Raw genomic sequence first — 17,118 nt, 5'->3', positions numbered from 1 at the left:
TCCTTATTCGTTTACATATAATCTAAAATGCTCGTTTTACTCATCGTACTAACTGCTTTAAGCGTCGCTTCATACGTTGCATTTATATATGCTAAGTCAGAAATTGCGACCGCTAAATCGACATCCTCAATTTCTTTACGATTTTCTTGAAGCGCTAAATTTTGTTCACTTAAAATTGTTTTAAACGTCTCCATTGTGTTCATTGTTGAACCAACTTCAGTTGTACGGTTAATGATGCCATCTAAGTTTTTCTTATTTTCTCCTAATAACGGTTGTAACGCTTTTTGGTCACCTTTTTGCATCGCTTCGCTCATCTGTTTTAACGTTTTTATAACCGGGGATAATAATGCTTCTCCGTTACGGAACGCTTTGAATTCATAACCGTCATTTAGTTGCCAGTTCACATCATTTTTTCCGCCCTGGTATGTACCATCTTCTGTAAATGGTGGCTTCTCTGCACTATCACCACCGAAAATATAACGGCCTTGCTCTTTCGTATTCGCTAAATATACAACTTGTTTTAAAATTTGATCAATCTCTGCACCGATTGCTTTCAATTCTTTTTCACCATTTTGCTCACTTAATGCTTGTACTGTTAATTGATCTGCTCTCGTTAAAGATTTCAAAACACCTTGTAAAGTATTTTCAGTTTGTGTTAATACATTTTTCGAATCCGCTATATCTTTTTGCATTTGCTCCATATTTGCCAATGAATGTTGAATCGCAAATGATTTACTCGCTGCAAGTGGGTCTTCACTCATAAGAAGATTTTTCTTCCCTGAAGTTACTTGGTTTCTATGGTATTGTTGTTGCACATTCAAATCCATTAACTGATTCTTTGCCCAGTTTGCATTTTGAAATGTAGATACTCTCATTTCTATCTCCTCCTTATATATTTCCAATCAATTACTATCACTTATCGAATAATCGAAAATAGACTATCAAACACTTCATTCATCGTAGTAATAGCTTTAGAATTTGCGACGAAGTATTTTTGGAAGGCCATTAAATTTACCATTTCCTCTTCCATATTTACCCCTTCGACGCTCATTTTTTCTTGCTGAATACCTTCTAGTAAGTCTCCATGAATTTTTTGATAAGCATTCACTGCACTTTTATCAGAGGCTACACGAACTATAAATTGGTCTAATGCTTGTTTATAAGAAAGACCTTCTTTATAATCTCCATCTGTAATTGCTGCTAGTTTATTTGCTGTTTCAGCAGATATTTTCATTTTCGAAACATCTTTTTGGAATTCTGGATTTAACTTCATATCCTTCGCATAATCTCCAACGAAGAAATCTTTTCCCATCACTGTATTCACTTGATTTTTCACTGAACTCATTAAGTCTTCGAGATTTTTTTTATAATCAACAATCTTTGCTTTCGTATCAATCGCTGACTTTATCGCTCCGCTAGTTACAGAGATTTCTGAACCGTAAATCTCAACTGACATTGGGTCTTTTTCTTTATTTAATTGAAGTGGATATGTATCTTGTCCATTTACTGTTAAAATACCATTCATTCTAACACTCGCGATATTAGGATTCATAGATTCATAAGATACTTCGATGTTTGCATACTTAGACATCTCTGTAACGATGCGATCTCGTTCGTCTAAAAGTTGATTCGGCACTTGTGTACCCGCTTGTCCAATTTTATGATTCGCTTCTGCTAAACTAGCAGCCAGACGATTAAATTCATTAACATGCGCTTCAATATCTTCTGCTGTCTGCGCTTCCACTGTATCTAAGTTTTTCGCAAGACGATTCACTTGACTTGTGAACTTCCCAGTTTCAGAAATTAATGTATCATAGTAGTTTGGTTGCTCTGGATTTTTTGCTACTTCACGAAAGGCATTAAAGAAACCGTCCATTAAACTAGATAATGAATTCTTCCCTGTCGTTCCAACCATAGACTCTACACGTGATAAAGTCGAATTCATATAGTTATAGTAAGAGAGCTGAGATAATTGATCATTAAACTGCTTCGTTTTTACCTCATCAGTAATACGGTCAACACCTAGCGTTTGTACACCGTAACCAATTCTCTGTTCTGGCGTATGACCATTGCTTGCTCCAACAGATCCGTAATTCACCATTTGACGAACATAACCCGGTGTATGAATGTTAGACAAGTTTTGTTTCGTTGTTTGTAACCCCATTTGAGCCGCTAACATACCCGATAGCGGTGTATTATAATCAGATAATCTCATAAAGCTTCACTTCTCCTTTACAATAGTTCATTCATAAAGATTTGCGAATTATTGTTTCGCTCTAAGTTATATTCAGAAACAGAATCCACAATACTTTCTGTAGTTTTTAATAGTACGTTTAAGTAATATTGATTTTTCAAAAGAATCATTTTTACATTCTCTTCTAATTCAGTTACGTTTTTTTGTAATTCTTCCATTTTTTCAATTTCTTCTTGAGAAAAATACGAAAATAACGCACTTACACGAAACGATTCAACCCCTTGTTCTTTACAGAACTGAACAACCATTTCTTCAAATGAGCTTGATAACCCTTTTAAACCATCAATGTACTGCAATTGCTCTACTTGCAACTTTTGAACTGCATTTACATTTTTATTTTTTAAATTCTCATATATTTGCTCTCCAAGCGCTTGAATATTTTCATACGCTTTTTGAATAATAACGAGTTTTTCATATAATTGTATGTACATATAGCTTCCTTTCTTTTACAAGACTAAATTCACAATTAAACCATGGATTTCTCCAATTTGATTTAACATTTCTAAATGTCCTGTTTTCGTATTAATTAAATTCATAACATCTTCTAATTCATTCAATCCCATTTCTGCCTGTTTCACAATCGTCATTTTCTGTGAATATCCGTAACGCGGGTGACGAGACATGACATCTTTATACTGCAATACATTATCAACGTAAAAATTCAAAAATGATTTTACTGTATTTTTGTATTCCATTACATTATCAAGCGTTAATTCCATTTCAATTTTCTCTTTAATTTCTCCAATATTATCGACAAACGCTTCCATTTGTTCTAGCAATTTATCTTTTTTCGGATCTGCATGCAAATTATCCGAAAATGCAAGTCCTGTCCTGACATTTGCTTCTTTCGGCATTTGAGTAGCAGGCGGTATATGCGATAAAATTGGATTATGCGAGATAGAACGTAGCATATATATCACCTATTTATTTTTTTATTTCTTCCTAAACTTAATCGTAAAATCCAGTTATTTATAATTATACTCTGAACAGTAATATTTTGCAGTTATTTTTTATAAAAGATATGTTACAATTTAGCATGAGGTGGCACAATTCTATGAATATTTTCCTTTGTGGTTCAAATCAATTAACAGCATTAGATCAAGAAGAAATTAAAAAATTTTTAACTGACTATGCTCACAAACATAAAATTTACATATTATGTTATAAAACTATTGAAAATGAGGTTCTTCGTTTTTTCGTTGAGAATGAAAGACTCGCTCAAAATTTATGCCTTTACACGCTGCAACCATTGCAAGCAATTACAGATGAATTTCAAGAAGTCGTTGATTACTTAAAAAAACACGGAGCCGAATATGTTGCTTTTGATCATCCTTCCGACTCCATTTACCGATCAGATTATATGTTTTTTGTTAAACAAATTATTGAAGACACTGATTTAGTTCTCTGTTTTTATAATGGTGACAAACATACATCTGTCATCCCTGTCGATGTTGCAAAAGAAGCAGGTATTGATGCTGTCATTTATGATTTACCAGGATTACATGAAAAGCAAATGAAAAAAAGCTTTGAACAAAAAATTCGTATGATGTAAAGGGGGAGGCACAATACCATTATTGTGCCCATTGTAAATATGATAATTGAACAAGATTATGATCATTTTATCGCGAGTTTTAAACAACAATTCAATATGGACATCGCTTCATATAAACAAGATAGAATGCGCCGTAGAATCGATGCTTTCATTTCGAGAAAAGGCTTCGAAAACTACACTAATTTTTTAAACAAATTACGCGCTGATCAAAATTTATTTTTAAATTTTATTGACTATATTACAATTAACGTTTCAGAGTTTTTTAGAAATAAAGAACGATGGCAAACTTTAGAGTCGAAAGCACTACCAAAATTACTCGAACAAAATAGCGAAAAATTAAAGGTATGGAGTGCCGCTTGCGCTGCTGGTGAAGAACCATATACACTCTCTTTAATTTTATCAAAGCATCTAGCTCCATTTCGTTTTGAAATTCAAGCAACAGATCTTGATTTTCATATTTTAGAAACCGCAAAACGCGCTCAATATACAGAACGTTCGTTAAAGGAATTACCTACTGATTTGAAAGAACGTCATTTCACAAAAGAGAATGATCTATATTCATTGCATCAAAACATTAAACAAAACGTCTCGTTTAAACAACATGACCTTTTAATGCAGTCATTCGATACAAATTATGATTTGATTATTTGTCGCAATGTAATGATATATTTCACAGAAGAAGCAAGAGTAAAACTTTACGAAAAATTTAGTCGTTCTTTACGAAAAGGCGGTGTACTATTTGTTGGTAGTACGGAACAAATTTTAACACCCGAGCGTTACAATCTTCAGCGATTTGATACATTCTTCTACGAAAAAATATAAAAGAGGTCGTCACAATGGAGTGACGACCTTTTTACATAACTCGAATTAAAATAATACCGACAATCCATATAAAGAGAAAAAGAAGCGTCATAGACCATTTATGTTCTTGCATCGTTTGTTTCAATGCCTGTGATAATTGTGTCATGTTCATTTCCGCAAGCGCTCTCCATACACTTACATCCCGATCTTTAGCAATGCGGTCTGTAACACTAATTAAAATTGTTTCGTTAGACAATTTCGTTATATAAGCAGTAATAACCGTTACCATCAAATTTATATTTCCTTCTGAAGAATCACTTTCCACTCTAGAGATAAGTGCACTCACATCTAGTAACGGAATATGTACTTTTCTACCAAATGATAGTTGTACTTCAGCGAAATCATATGTTCCATCTAACAAAGGAAGTTCTTTTATATGCGCCTGCTTAACAAGCCCTTGTAGGCTTCTAATTACTTGTTCAAATATTTTTTCTGTTTGCTTACCTTCTCCAGATAACGTATGTAACTTTTTAAAAAGTTGTAACACTGTATCCATCTCTTTAGAAAGCATTTCCTTCATAATCTTTCCATCACTTAAACTTGCAAGTAAAATACCTATTTCATTATTTTTCGAAATAATTTTAGACTGTCCAGTAAACACTAAATTGCTACGCTTTCGTTCTTTCTGGATTTCATGCTCTGAAATAGCTGCAGGCTGTTTTAATGGTTGTAACGCCTTATCTTCAATTGTCGTACGTTTAATCTCCATTTAAGCGCCTCCACTACTATGAAATAATTAGCCCCATTCTTTATTACTCTTTAAAACTAAAAACAGTACGAATAAACCTGACATGATAGTAAACACATCAGAAGCTTGCACTCCCTGTTCACCTTTTTCTTCTTTCTTGTCTTTCGGTTCTTCTTTTTGTTCTTTCTTTTTAGAGACAACTTGTTTGTTATTTTTCTCTTTTTGGTCCTTCCCCTTATGTACTTCCTTGTTGTCTTCGAACGGCTCTTTTATAACGTAAGTAAATTCCTCTTTCTCTTCCAACGGTTCTTTTATAAACTTATTTACTTTCTCATCTCGCTTCGGAATTTGAACAACTGGCAAATTTTCTTCTGGAACCGGGTTTTTGACTTTGGAATCTTCTTGCTTCTCATTTTCTTTCTTATCTTCTAATTCATTTTCTAGTTTATTATCTAATTTATCTTCTTTCTCTTCTATCTTTTTATCATCTTCATTTTTTGGCACCAAAACAGAAATGGTATATTCACTTTCCTCAACAAGTTTATTACCTGCTGCATCTATTATCTCTACAAGTAATTCGTATGGCCCAGCCGGCAATGCTTCTGTTATTTCAAATACTTTTTGCCAATCCATATCATGCTTGTTGTAGTCTAATAAAAACGAAAGCTCTTTATTTTCTTTCCCTTTTAATGTAACGCGCACTTCTTTTACAACCGATTCTATATCTGATGCTTTTACTCGTATATGTATAGAATCTCCCTGTTTTCGTTCAACTAAGTTCTCTTTTACTTCATCAATAGTAACTTTCTGTAACTTTGGCAATTCTTTATCTATAGTTGGCGTTTCATTTTTAATACGAATGAGCGGGACTTTCACTTCATTTTTTATGAGCTCTTCTTTCTCATTCTCTTTGTAACTTTGAACGAGCTGAAGATTCCAATCACCTTGCAAATCAAAATCCCCTGCTTTATAGTTAGCAACCCAGCTCTTCGTTTCTTCATCATACTCAAAAGATAACATTCTTTCTTGCGCATATTGCTCCCCATTTTTTTGTAACTGCAATATACCTTTCATACTTTGAATGTTTTTCCCATTTGGTTCTACAGCAATTCGCACCTCTTCGCCAACTTTAAGCTCCGGCTTATTTACTGTAATAATTCCCTGTTCTGTTTCTATCTTTCTTTCACTCAATTGTTTATTTACTACTTCTTGTTGTTCTGCTTCTTTTTGTTTCTCTTCATCTTGCTTCGTTTCCACTTGCTCTGACGATTCTTGAGATTCCTTATTTTCTTCTTGTACATTCACTTCATTTATTTTTTGATCTGACTCAATTTGTTCCTCAGCCTGACTTTGCAAGGGGAAGAACAAGCATACATGTATGCATAGCCAACTCATTAGAAAAAACTTTACGTTTTTCATCTACTAGTTCAAACTCCTATTTCAATGCCTTATAGTGATTTCGTCACTTTTACTCCGAAAAATCCATCTACATTTACAAGTTCACCATACGCCACTAATACATCATTTACATAAATACGAATTGGTTCATCAATATCCTCATCTAGCACAACTGCTTCATTTTCTTGTAAACTTAATATATCTTGAATCGTTTTCACTGTACTTCCAAATACAAATTTCACGTTCATTTCTACATTTTGTAGAATGGACGTGTCCATATATACTGGTTCCATTTGTTTTACTTCTTTAAATTCAATAGGTTGCACAACTGGTTCTACAATTTTTTCTTCTTCAATTTCTTCTGTGGCAATCTCTTCTTCTTCCACCATTGGATACAGAAGTCGCCTTACCATTTCTTTCGCTTCAGAAATTGGCAAAATTTGATACATTTTCGATTGAAGCAGATCACCAATTTCAAGATTGAACGTAATTTGAACGAGTTCGTCCACTTCCATTGACTCTCCCAAATACTCCATTTCTTCTTTTAACGTTACAAATTTAACATTTGGCGGCGTCATGTCCATTTTTTCTTGGAACATTTCTGACATCGCCGTAGCAGCATGACCCATCATTTGGTTCATAATTTCTTTAATACCGCTCAGTTCTAATTCAGTAAGCTCTTTTTCCGGATCAACTTCCCCTGTTCCCATCATCATTAAATCTACCATTGTTAAGGCGACATCTTTCGTAAATACGAATACATTCTCATTCTTTAGCCCTTCAACAAAGTCAACATTTAAAATAACAAATGGCACTGGTACTCCATCATAATGACGAACATTGATTGCTTCCACATTTGGTGTACTAATTGTAACTGGCTGATTTAAAAGCGTTGACAATACTGTTGAAGCGGAACCAATTGAAATATTTGCAATTTCACCAAGTACATCTTTCTCTTCTTGTGTTAAATGCTCTTTTTCAACTTGTTCTTCTACAATCTCAGTTTCCACTACTTCTGCTGGTTCGACTGTTTCTTCTACTTCACCAGATAATTGCATTAATTTATTTACCATTTGTTTCGCATGATCAACTGAAACAATTTGTACAAGTTTAGAGTTTACAAGATTATCTATCTTTAAATCAAAAGACACTTTAACAATCGTATGATTCCCATCAATTTCAGAGATTTTCTCCATTTCTTCTGATAACTTTACAACTTTAATCGTCGGCGGAGACATATCTACTGTATCTTGGAAGAATTCCGACATAGATGTAGCTGCGAATCCCATCATTTGATTCATCGCTTCTTGTACAGCACTTAGCTCTAATTCACCAAGTTCTTTTCCGTCCTCGATTTCACCTGTTCCCATCATCATTAAATCAGCAATGGACAATGCAACATCTTGCTTAAGGACAAGAAGGTTTTCCATATCTAATCCTTTTGTAAAATGAATGTTTAATACAACATGTGGAACTTCGACATCTCTTGAATCATATAAATCTACCAACTCTATGCGAGGAGCAGTAATGCTTACTTGCCTATTTAAAATTGTTGATAATACAGTCGAAGCTGAACCAAATGATATATTTGCAATTTCGCCAAGAATATCGCATTCTTGAGGCGTTAAATGCTCATTTTCTTTTTCTAGCACAATCGTGCTCGTATCCCCTTTTGTGTGTTGCTCAGGCATTTTCCCTGCCTCCTCATTTCTGTTTTTCTATCAAATAATATAAACTCTTATTTTATTTTAGCAAACTCATTAGTATAAAACGTTACTATGTATCCCATTATTAGATTCGTAGCAATTAGCCAAAAAGCTCCCCAATTGTATACAAGTGGGGAGCTTTCCTTCATTCCTATTATAAACCTTCTGGGTTTAAAATGAGGACCACTCGTCCATCACCGAGAATCGTCGCACCAGAGAAATAGTTAGAACTCTCTGCAAAGAAGTCACCTAATGACTTTAAGACTATTTCTCTTTGACCGATAATTGTGTTTACAATAAGTCCATAGCTGCGATGTGTATTACGAACAATTAACACAGGAACCATTTGACCATCATATGACGCAAACGCCTCATCTACTGTTTTTTCACCAAATACAGTACTTAAATGTTTCACTTCAATAATTTGATTACGATAATTTAACACATCTTTCCCTTGTAAGGATTGGATGTCTTCTCTCTTAATTCGAATTGCTTCAACGATATTTCCAAGAGGTAAAGCATAACGCTTATCATTCGTTTGAACAAGCATAGATTGAATAATAGACAACGTTAATGGAAGTTCAATTCTAAATGTACTTCCCTTTCCTTCCTCAGAATCAATAATTAAATGTCCACCTAAACTATGAATCGTATGTTTTACAACATCTAATCCGACACCGCGTCCAGAAAGATCTGATACAACTTCAGCTGTACTAAATCCTGGTTGGAAAATAAGATCAAACACTTCACGATCTGTTAATCTATTCGCATCTGCTTCAGTTACAACGCCATTTTTAATCGCTTTTTCTAATACTTTCCCTTTATTAATACCGTTTCCATCATCCGTAATTTGAATAACGACATGATTTCCACTATGAAAGGCTTCTAATTTAATCGTACCTGTCTCATTTTTACCTGCATCACGTCGTTTTTCAACAGTTTCAACACCGTGATCGATTGCATTTCGAATTAAATGAACGAGCGGATCACCGATTTCATCAATAACAATTTTATCTACTTCAGTATCTTCACCTGTAATTTGTAAATCGATTTTTTTCCCTAAATCTTTCGCTAACATACGTACCATACGCGGGAAACGATTGAACACAGTTTCAATCGGCACCATACGCATATTTAATAGTACATTTTGAATATCTTTTGAAATATCGCCTAATCGATTTAAATGTTCAATTAGCTCCTTGTTTTGAATCGTTTGAGCCAATTCATCAATGCGCCCACGTTCAATTACACTTTCTTCAAACATATTCATTAATCTTTCGATTTTCTCTAATTGAACACGAATTGAACGATTCTCCACTTTAGCATTTTTCGTTTTTGTAGTACTTTTAGCTGGCATAGCACTTGAAGGTTGATTCGTTGCCTCTATTGGTGATTCTACCTGCGTAGCCACAGCTGGTTGTAGCTTTTCTTCTACTTGCACAACTTCTTGTGTAACGACTTTTTTAGAAGCTACTTCCTTCGATATAGGTTCTCCTTGCTTTACTTCCACTTTCTCAATTTCAGAAACATGAAGTACTACTTGTTTCAATTCTTCTATACTACAATCCGTATCCATAAATACTGTAAATTCAAATCCGAAAGCATCTGCTTCAATTTCTTCAATACTCGGAGCTGTTTTTTGTATATTCCCTACATTTTGCAATGCTTCAATACACATAATGGCACGTACTGCTTTTAAAATCGCTTGCTGTTCAACTGTTATATGCACTTCATGCGAAACTGCATCATCGTTGTCTATATGATTTTGCTCTATATGTTCCGTAGGAGTTTCTACATTGCCGTTCAATAACGCTTCTAATTTCTGTTTAGTTGAGGCTACATCAATATTGCCCATTCCACCTTGTTGCACATCTGCAACCATCTTCTCCAAATTATCAATGCACTCAAAAATCACATCAATAATATCCGCATTTACAACTATATTTCCATGACGAATTTCATCTAACACATTTTCCATCTTATGCGTTAAATCAGCCATCTCCGTAAATTCCATACTCGCAGACATACCTTTGAATGTATGAGCGGAGCGGAATATTTCTCCCACAACATCCATATCAGCAGGATTTTGCTCTAACACTAGCACATTTTCATTTAGCGACTGTAAATGTTCTTCTGACTCTTCGAAAAATATATTTAATAGATCTGTTTGCATTTTTATCCCCTACCTGTCTAACAAACATTTCATTTATGTATAACAATTTAGTGTTTTACAATGAGAAAAAAGGGGGCCACACGTCGATCTGCTATCACTGTTTTGATTCCTTGTGGCACCCCTTCTATATTAACTATTTGCTACTTTTGTTAAAGCTTCAATTACACGATCGGCTTGGAATGGCTTTACAATAAAGTCTTTTGCCCCGCCCTTAATTGCATCTAATACCATACCTTGTTGTCCCATTGCAGAACAAATAACAACCTTTGCACTTGAATCAATTTTAATAATTTCTTTTAATGCTTCAAGCCCGTCCATTTCTGGCATAGTAATATCTAATGTTACAATATCAGGTTGAAGTTCTTTATACTTTTGAATCGCTTCTACCCCATTCTCTGCTTCGCCGATAACTTCAAAGTCAGCATTACTTTTTAATAAGTTTTTAATCATCGTTCGCATAAACATCGCATCGTCTACTACTAAAATTTTATGTGCCATTCTTTTTAATTCTCTCCTTCTATGTATAAATATATCTTAATATTTCACCTTATCATTCTCACTCATTATACAAAATAAAATGATAAAATTTAATATTTTTTTAAAAGAATTTTCGTATTTTTATTATTTTATTATTAAAATAATAATATACTACTCTTTTATATAAATAACAACGCGACGGTTTTTTTCCCAGTTTTGCGGTGAATCATTTGGTACAATTGGCTTTGTGTCTGCATATCCTACCGCAGCTAGCCTTTTATCATCCACATTATACACTTCAATTAAATGGTGAATCATATTTGCCGCTCGTGCTGAAGATAACTCCCAATTAGAAGGGAATTTCTCGTTATGAATAGGTCTACTATCTGTATGTCCCTCTACAACAATTGGGTTAGGTACGGATTGAAAAAATCCAACTAATTGACTTATTATCCCTTTCGCTTCGGGCTTAACGTTTGCATCGCCTGTATCAAATATTAAATTATCTACTATAACGACGCTTACCCCTGTATCCTCCCGATATACATTCACTTGACTAATACCGTTATTATCTACATACGCTTTTAACTTCTTATATAATTCATCCATTCTCTTTTTTGAGATCATTTTTTCATCATTTTTTTCATGTGAAATATCTGGTATTGTATTTTCCATTACTTTTGCATCTACTTGCCCCGTATCACTAAACTTTTCAAGCATCTTTGACAATTTTACTGCATCTTGCTTTGATGTAGCAACTAGTAATACAAAGAAAGTTAATAATAACATCGTTAAATCTGTAAAAGTCGTCATCCAACGAGGCGATCCCTTTTGCGGTCCTTTACTCATCATACCACTCCTTGAAATATTAGGCTGCTCCTTTTACCTTTTTTACCTTTGTTTCGTATACGTATGTATCCAGTTTCAACTTTAATTTAGAAGGGATTTGTCCACGATACAATTCTGAAATTGCTTCTATTACAAACTTCTTCTCTGTATATAAATCTTCAATACCACGATATACTTTTTCCGCAAGAGGGATTGCAATCATATTCGCAAGTACAGACCCATATAATGTCGTTAACATCGCAACTGCCATCCCTGTACCAATTTGCGATGTATCTTGTAAGTTTTGGAGCATAATGATAAGACCAATTAAAGTCCCTATCATGCCCCAAGCTGGAGCAAAATCACCAATTTTATCTAATAATGCTGCTCCTTTTCTTAACTCATACACTTCCGTTTCAATATCTTTCAATAACACTTCTTTTAATTCATCTTCATCGTAACCGCTTAACATTAATCGAATTCCTTTTTGAATAAAAGGATTATCCACTTGCTCTCCATCTACCTCTAAAGAAAGCAAGCCGTGCTTTTTAGACTTTTTCGAAAAATCGACAAACAAATCCGTTAACTGTTCTAAATCTTCTTCTCTTCTATGTAAAACAGTAAAAATGCTTTTCGTATATTTTTTTATTTCTCCAAATCGATATGCCACAACAATTGTCGCTGTTGTTCCCCCTATGACAATTAAAATAGATGAAACATCTAAAAAGTTTTTGAAAGCTTTTATTCCACCGCCGCCAAGCATAATTGCCGCTATCACTATAATGAAACCTACTATAATGCCCACTGGGCTAGAAATATCAAACTTCCTTTTTCTTCTTTGTGGTCTAGCTAATACTTGATTTTTCTCTCCCATATTTCTGCCCTTTCCTTTCCATTTTTATATAACATTTTTTTATTTTAATAATACGTTTTCACATATAACATGTATTATACGCTTATCATCTGTTTATCGCAATATACTCATTAAATTGACACATTTCATTTCTATATTAGAATTATGGTATGAATAAATGAGGAGGATCACGATGGAACACAACATTTTACAAGTCATTGCATTAGCAGAAAAACTAAAATATGAAATGCGACATAGCTGGCTTTCCAACGGACGTCAAGAAAGTGTTGCCGAACATACATGGCGTATGTCTCTAATGGCCATTTTAGTTGAACCTTATTTGGATCAAAAAGTAAATATTGAGAAATTACTTAAAATGGTTATTATTCACGACCTAGTCGAAGCCGAAGCTGGTGATATCCCTGCATTTGATACAATGAATAGTCATGAATTACAGCTACAAAAACAAAAAAATGAACTAGAAGCTATTTTAAATATTAAACAAACATTAACAGGTTCTCTCGGTGAGGAATTATATGACTTATGGATAGAGTTTGAAGCGAAAGAAACGTACGAAGCAAAAGTTGCTAATGCACTCGATAAACTTGAGGTAAAAATTCAGCATAACGAAGCTGATATTGATACGTGGCTACCAATTGAACATAAAATGACATTCCAAGTAGCAAAGCATACAAACTTTGATTCTTTCCTATCTAAATTACAAAAAATTATTGAACAAGATGGAGAAAAGAAGTTAATTGCTGCCGGCATTGATGTTGAGGCATGCAAGCAATAATGAAATAAGACACTCAACAAGAGTGTCTTATTTCATTATTGTTGATATAGCCTGCTTATAAATAAGCTGTTGTTTTCCATCCACTAAGATTAAAACTGTAAATTTATCTACTCCAACAACTTCTCCTATTATTCTAACACCACTCTTTAAGAAAATTGTAACTGTACCTTTTTCTTCTTTTATTTGTTTATACAATTCTTCCTGTAAATGTTCCAATTACTGTCCCCCCTTTCCGTGAAACATCTTAATATAAAAAACTATAAATTTTTTATTTATGCACTTTGTCTTTTACATTCATAAACTTATTAATAAGTATATCTAAATCTCGGCTAAATAACAAAACTTTATCATGATCCAATCCGTGTCTCGCAACAAGTTGAATTAACTCTTTCTTTTTGTTTTCTATTTTATTTTTTAATTGTCCCATCTCCATCTCTATACTAAAACTCCCTTTTCCCATAATATTACTTGTAAAATTATAGTACATATTCTCTCATAAAAAAATAAGAAAATGGTTTTTTTTACAATTTTTTATTTTTTATGCCTAAATTATGAATTACGTAAAGGTTTATTTACAAATCACTAACATGCAATCCTAATGAATCTACAGGCATTTGTCTAATTATAAATGAGACTGGCTCGTTTTCTATACAAAAAACATACTGTATATAGTAGTCCATGAACCATATAGATTAACTTACTAAAAAGGAGGAAAACATATGAGTTATGGTGGAAGTTGCGCTGGTTTCGGCGGTGGATTTGCTTTGCTTATCGTACTATTCATCCTTCTAATCATCATCGGATGTAGCTGTTGGGGTGGCGGCGGATACGGATATTAATATATCCTATCCTTGAAAAATGAACGAAAAACTATAGAAAAACAGCTCAAATATGAGCTGTTTTTTTTCATACTTTCGTATGAATTTATATCCCTCTTATTTGCGATTTCAACTAGCAACATATTGTTTACTATGGAATAAGAAACATTTTTCACTGATATAAAAGATGGTTATACATACATATTACAAACAAAAATCATTTTAACATTAATTCTTGTCGGCATTTCATGGGGCATTATTGGAGGCGCTTATCAACTACTTCTAACGATCTATGCCGAAAAAATTTTCCATACGAACATTGGGATTTTATATACGGTTCAAGGGGCTGGGCTTATGATAGGAAGCCTTCTCGTTAATCTTTATATATCCCATAATAAAGAAAAAATGAAAAAAGTATTCGGTTGGGCCTACTTATTACAAGGAATTTTCTTTCTCGGATTCATTCTATCCGATCAACTTATTATCGGTATCATTACTTTATTCTGTATGCGTATAGCAGGAGGAATCATCGTTCCACTTGATACGACATTACTTCAAACTTACACACACGAAAATATGATAGGTAAAGTTTTTTCATTCCATTATTCTATTTACGGATCTCTTATTCAGTTATCGATGTTTTTTACAGGAGGGCTGTTAGAAATTCTTTCTCCTCAAATGATTGGCAGTTTATTAGCTACATGCTGTATTTTTGTAAGTTTTATATGGCTGTTCTTGTTTTATCGCGGGGATCTCAGTGAATAAATTAATGATAATCAATACATTTTGATCCCATTCATTATTTGTTTCCCCATAATAAAATTGTTTCAAAATGTAAGTCGGATTTTTTAGTTAAAGAGCCTTATATGGCAATACTATTTGAGAAAAAACTAGATATTTATGTTAAAATACAAATGAGTTTGTGAAATATTGCACTTAAATAATAGACTTTAACTAGTTAAACTTGATTAAATAGGAGGGCTGTTTTGGGTATAACATTCATTTTCGTATGTATTATATTAGTGGCTTCTATTCTGCAAGCAAGTACAGGTTTTGGCTTTTCCATAATGGCAACCCCTTTCTTACTTATGTTATTTCTACCACAAGAAGCTATACAAATAAACATTATTTTATCTTTAATTATTTCCATTTCACTCATTTGGAAAATAAGAATGGACGTTGATTTTGTTCTACTGAAAAGGTTTATTTTTGGAAGTATAGTTGGTGTTCCTTTTGGCATTTTAATTTTCATTTCCGTTAACATAAACACTTTTAAATTAGCAGTTAGCATCCTACTCTTACTATTAACATTATTGCTAATATGCAACGTTAAGATTAGATCAACACAATCTAGAGATTTCATAGTTGGTGGATTATCTGGTCTTTTAACGACAAGTATCGGTATGCCCGGCCCACCCCTGTTACTTTATTTTACAGGAACTGATACTGAAAAAGAGAAGTTAAGAGCAACTACATTAGCTTTTTATTTGTTTATATATTTCATTAGCCTAGTAACTCAAATACTCTTTACTGGCACAAACAAAACCATTTGGGAATCAAGTTTTTATGCCATTCCAATTGTATTTTTAGGTTTGTTTATAGGTCAAATTATTTTTAAATGGCTTAATCAACGGATTTTTAAAATATTTACGTACATTCTTTTAAGTTGTACAGGGGGGTATCTTCTTATTGAAAGTTTGAACTTGTTATAGAAGATGCTTTAGATTGCGCCATAACAGATATGTTCAAACAAAATTATTGCTGTATTTTCCGGCAGGGTATTCCATATCAAAACTTAAATAACTTTATTGACAGTTTACAATTAGCAATAATCTTTCTTTCATAAGATAAACATTTCAAATCAAATACTAAATAAAACGATAAAAAGCGGCTATTATGCCGCTTTTACTTACTATTGGCATTTCATTCTCATTTTCTATCACTTTTGTAAAAAATTATTAATTTTTATTTCTATGTATATGATAACAAACAAAATACCTAAGTTCAGAAAGAATAAACAACTTTCTGGGCTTAGGTATTAACAATCAAACTATTCACTTATACTAAAGTTTTATCACAAATCTCTGTTACATTTTTAAAATATTGCAGGTTCTCCTTCGCTTCACCTTCATTAAATAAATTGAGTTGCTTCATTATTTCAGTAGCAAATTCAACGTACGCAGACCCTACCGCTGTTATTATTTTTCCATCAACAGTTACATCTTTATTTTGTTTATATTCCCATTCATGTAAATGTGCTAACTGTTTTTCACCAGATGTTAATGATGTTGAGAATTTCTTCTTATTAAGCACTCCAGCCGCATGTAGTAAAGATGTTCCTGCACAAATACCCGCTATCCATTTATTTTGCTTATGTAATTCGTTCACGATAGATAACAATTGTTCATTTTCTAAATGATCAAAAATATGTCCTCCTGGTACGATAAACACTTCATAGTCCGCTACTTCAATATGCTCCATAGAGACATGTGGTTGACACAAAAACCCGCCTTCTCCTGTAACTGTTTTTCCATCTACTGTTGCTGTTATTATTTCGAATTCCTTACTGATCAAAAATAAACTCGCTATATTCACTTCAAATTCTGCAAATCCATCAAATAAAAAGATTAAAGCTTTTTTCATATTATCCCCTCCCTCTATACTTATTCGAAGACAATGACCTTTCTCCTCCAAAAAAGACAAACCTACATCAC

The 17,118-nt window shown here is 33.3% G+C and carries 19 protein-coding genes and 1 pseudogene; 6 read left to right on the top strand and 14 right to left on the bottom strand.

All coding sequences use genetic code 11. The features are described 5' to 3' along the window. Nucleotides 1-11: 11 nt before the first annotated feature. The 4 genes from ACZDYH_RS11030 to ACZDYH_RS11015 are packed head-to-tail and all read right to left on the bottom strand — an operon-like array spanning nucleotide 12 to nucleotide 3,165. Nucleotides 12-875 (bottom strand): flagellar hook-associated protein 3, encoded by an 864-nt coding sequence (locus ACZDYH_RS11030; protein ID WP_001266413.1) that lies wholly within the window; start codon nucleotides 873-875, stop codon nucleotides 12-14. 41 nt (nucleotides 876-916) lie between these two features. Next, nucleotides 917-2,215 (bottom strand): flagellar hook-associated protein FlgK, encoded by a 1,299-nt coding sequence (gene flgK, locus ACZDYH_RS11025; protein ID WP_001239713.1) that lies wholly within the window; start codon nucleotides 2,213-2,215, stop codon nucleotides 917-919. 17 nt (nucleotides 2,216-2,232) lie between these two features. Beyond that, complete coding sequence (locus ACZDYH_RS11020) at nucleotides 2,233-2,685, bottom strand: hypothetical protein (RefSeq protein ID WP_000275878.1); 453 nt, start codon at nucleotides 2,683-2,685, stop codon at nucleotides 2,233-2,235. 15 nt (nucleotides 2,686-2,700) lie between these two features. After that, nucleotides 2,701-3,165, bottom strand: a complete 465-nt coding sequence (locus ACZDYH_RS11015; protein WP_000946323.1) for a YaaR family protein — start codon at nucleotides 3,163-3,165, stop codon at nucleotides 2,701-2,703. A 143-nt stretch (nucleotides 3,166-3,308) separates the two neighbouring features. Here ACZDYH_RS11015 and ACZDYH_RS11010 point away from each other — a divergent pair, with 143 nt between their 5' ends. Both ACZDYH_RS11010 and ACZDYH_RS11005 read left to right on the top strand, forming a co-directional pair. Next, nucleotides 3,309-3,806: a hypothetical protein gene (locus ACZDYH_RS11010; protein ID WP_006922662.1), complete on the top strand. Its 498-nt coding sequence runs from the start codon at nucleotides 3,309-3,311 to the stop codon at nucleotides 3,804-3,806. 39 nt (nucleotides 3,807-3,845) lie between these two features. Continuing rightward, nucleotides 3,846-4,628 carry a CheR family methyltransferase gene (locus ACZDYH_RS11005; protein ID WP_434713953.1) on the top strand — a complete coding sequence of 261 codons (783 nt, stop codon included), beginning with the start codon at nucleotides 3,846-3,848 and terminating at the stop codon, nucleotides 4,626-4,628. Nucleotides 4,629-4,659: 31 nt separating this feature from the next. Here ACZDYH_RS11005 and ACZDYH_RS11000 read toward each other — a convergent pair whose 3' ends face one another. The 7 genes from ACZDYH_RS11000 to ACZDYH_RS10970 all read right to left on the bottom strand — a co-directional run bounded on the left by ACZDYH_RS11000 (nucleotide 4,660) and on the right by ACZDYH_RS10970 (nucleotide 12,811). Continuing rightward, nucleotides 4,660-5,376: a hypothetical protein gene (locus ACZDYH_RS11000; RefSeq protein WP_000403950.1), complete on the bottom strand. Its 717-nt coding sequence runs from the start codon at nucleotides 5,374-5,376 to the stop codon at nucleotides 4,660-4,662. A 27-nt stretch (nucleotides 5,377-5,403) separates the two neighbouring features. Beyond that, nucleotides 5,404-6,774 (bottom strand): transglycosylase, encoded by a 1,371-nt coding sequence (locus tag ACZDYH_RS10995; protein ID WP_434713951.1) that lies wholly within the window; start codon nucleotides 6,772-6,774, stop codon nucleotides 5,404-5,406. 29 nt (nucleotides 6,775-6,803) lie between these two features. After that, on the bottom strand, nucleotides 6,804-8,444 hold the full coding sequence (locus ACZDYH_RS10990; RefSeq protein WP_001115001.1) for a flagellar motor switch protein: 1,641 nt from the start codon (nucleotides 8,442-8,444) through the stop codon (nucleotides 6,804-6,806). A gap of 169 nt (nucleotides 8,445-8,613) precedes the next feature. Further along, nucleotides 8,614-10,632: a chemotaxis protein CheA gene (locus ACZDYH_RS10985; protein ID WP_001192608.1), complete on the bottom strand. Its 2,019-nt coding sequence runs from the start codon at nucleotides 10,630-10,632 to the stop codon at nucleotides 8,614-8,616. A 129-nt stretch (nucleotides 10,633-10,761) separates the two neighbouring features. After that, a complete protein-coding gene (locus tag ACZDYH_RS10980) occupies nucleotides 10,762-11,130 on the bottom strand; it encodes a response regulator (protein ID WP_000940565.1) in 369 nt (122 codons plus the stop codon). 150 nt (nucleotides 11,131-11,280) lie between these two features. Then, nucleotides 11,281-11,958: an OmpA family protein gene (locus ACZDYH_RS10975; protein ID WP_000033627.1), complete on the bottom strand. Its 678-nt coding sequence runs from the start codon at nucleotides 11,956-11,958 to the stop codon at nucleotides 11,281-11,283. Between the two features lie 19 nt (nucleotides 11,959-11,977). Further along, nucleotides 11,978-12,811, bottom strand: coding sequence for a flagellar motor protein MotP (locus ACZDYH_RS10970; RefSeq protein ID WP_000504191.1), 834 nt, complete (start codon nucleotides 12,809-12,811; stop codon nucleotides 11,978-11,980). Nucleotides 12,812-12,983: 172 nt separating this feature from the next. On the opposite strand from ACZDYH_RS10970, the gene ACZDYH_RS10965 reads away from it, so the two are divergent. Next, nucleotides 12,984-13,586 (top strand): HD domain-containing protein, encoded by a 603-nt coding sequence (locus tag ACZDYH_RS10965; protein WP_000400766.1) that lies wholly within the window; start codon nucleotides 12,984-12,986, stop codon nucleotides 13,584-13,586. A 27-nt stretch (nucleotides 13,587-13,613) separates the two neighbouring features. On the opposite strand, the gene hfq is transcribed toward ACZDYH_RS10965, so the two are convergent. Both hfq and ACZDYH_RS10955 read right to left on the bottom strand, forming a co-directional pair. Continuing rightward, entirely contained in the window at nucleotides 13,614-13,802 is a 189-nt protein-coding gene (gene hfq / locus ACZDYH_RS10960) for an RNA chaperone Hfq (RefSeq protein ID WP_000400664.1), read from the bottom strand. Nucleotides 13,803-13,854: 52 nt separating this feature from the next. Next, the gene (locus ACZDYH_RS10955; RefSeq protein WP_000291689.1) at nucleotides 13,855-14,073 is read right to left on the bottom strand and encodes an aspartyl-phosphate phosphatase Spo0E family protein; all 219 of its coding nucleotides are present in this window, start codon (nucleotides 14,071-14,073) and stop codon (nucleotides 13,855-13,857) included. Between the two features lie 232 nt (nucleotides 14,074-14,305). On the opposite strand from ACZDYH_RS10955, the gene ACZDYH_RS10950 reads away from it, so the two are divergent. The 3 genes and pseudogenes from ACZDYH_RS10950 (at nucleotide 14,306) to ACZDYH_RS10940 (ending at nucleotide 16,116) form a co-directional block, all read left to right on the top strand. Then, complete coding sequence (locus ACZDYH_RS10950; protein ID WP_000120179.1) at nucleotides 14,306-14,425, top strand: YjcZ family sporulation protein; 120 nt, start codon at nucleotides 14,306-14,308, stop codon at nucleotides 14,423-14,425. Nucleotides 14,426-14,566: 141 nt separating this feature from the next. Further along, a pseudogene (locus ACZDYH_RS10945) lies at nucleotides 14,567-15,169 on the top strand (MFS transporter); the annotation flags it as partial. Between the two features lie 221 nt (nucleotides 15,170-15,390). Then, nucleotides 15,391-16,116: a sulfite exporter TauE/SafE family protein gene (locus tag ACZDYH_RS10940; RefSeq protein ID WP_016122208.1), complete on the top strand. Its 726-nt coding sequence runs from the start codon at nucleotides 15,391-15,393 to the stop codon at nucleotides 16,114-16,116. Nucleotides 16,117-16,462: 346 nt separating this feature from the next. On the opposite strand, the gene ACZDYH_RS10935 is transcribed toward ACZDYH_RS10940, so the two are convergent. After that, a complete protein-coding gene (locus ACZDYH_RS10935; RefSeq protein WP_016122207.1) occupies nucleotides 16,463-17,047 on the bottom strand; it encodes a type 1 glutamine amidotransferase family protein in 585 nt (194 codons plus the stop codon). Nucleotides 17,048-17,118: the final 71 nt, after the last annotated feature.

It is taken from the genome of Bacillus sp. EB V-12 (assembly GCF_056158125.1).
Note: the sequence above shows the minus strand (reverse complement) of the source record. Positions and strands in the feature narration are given on the sequence as shown.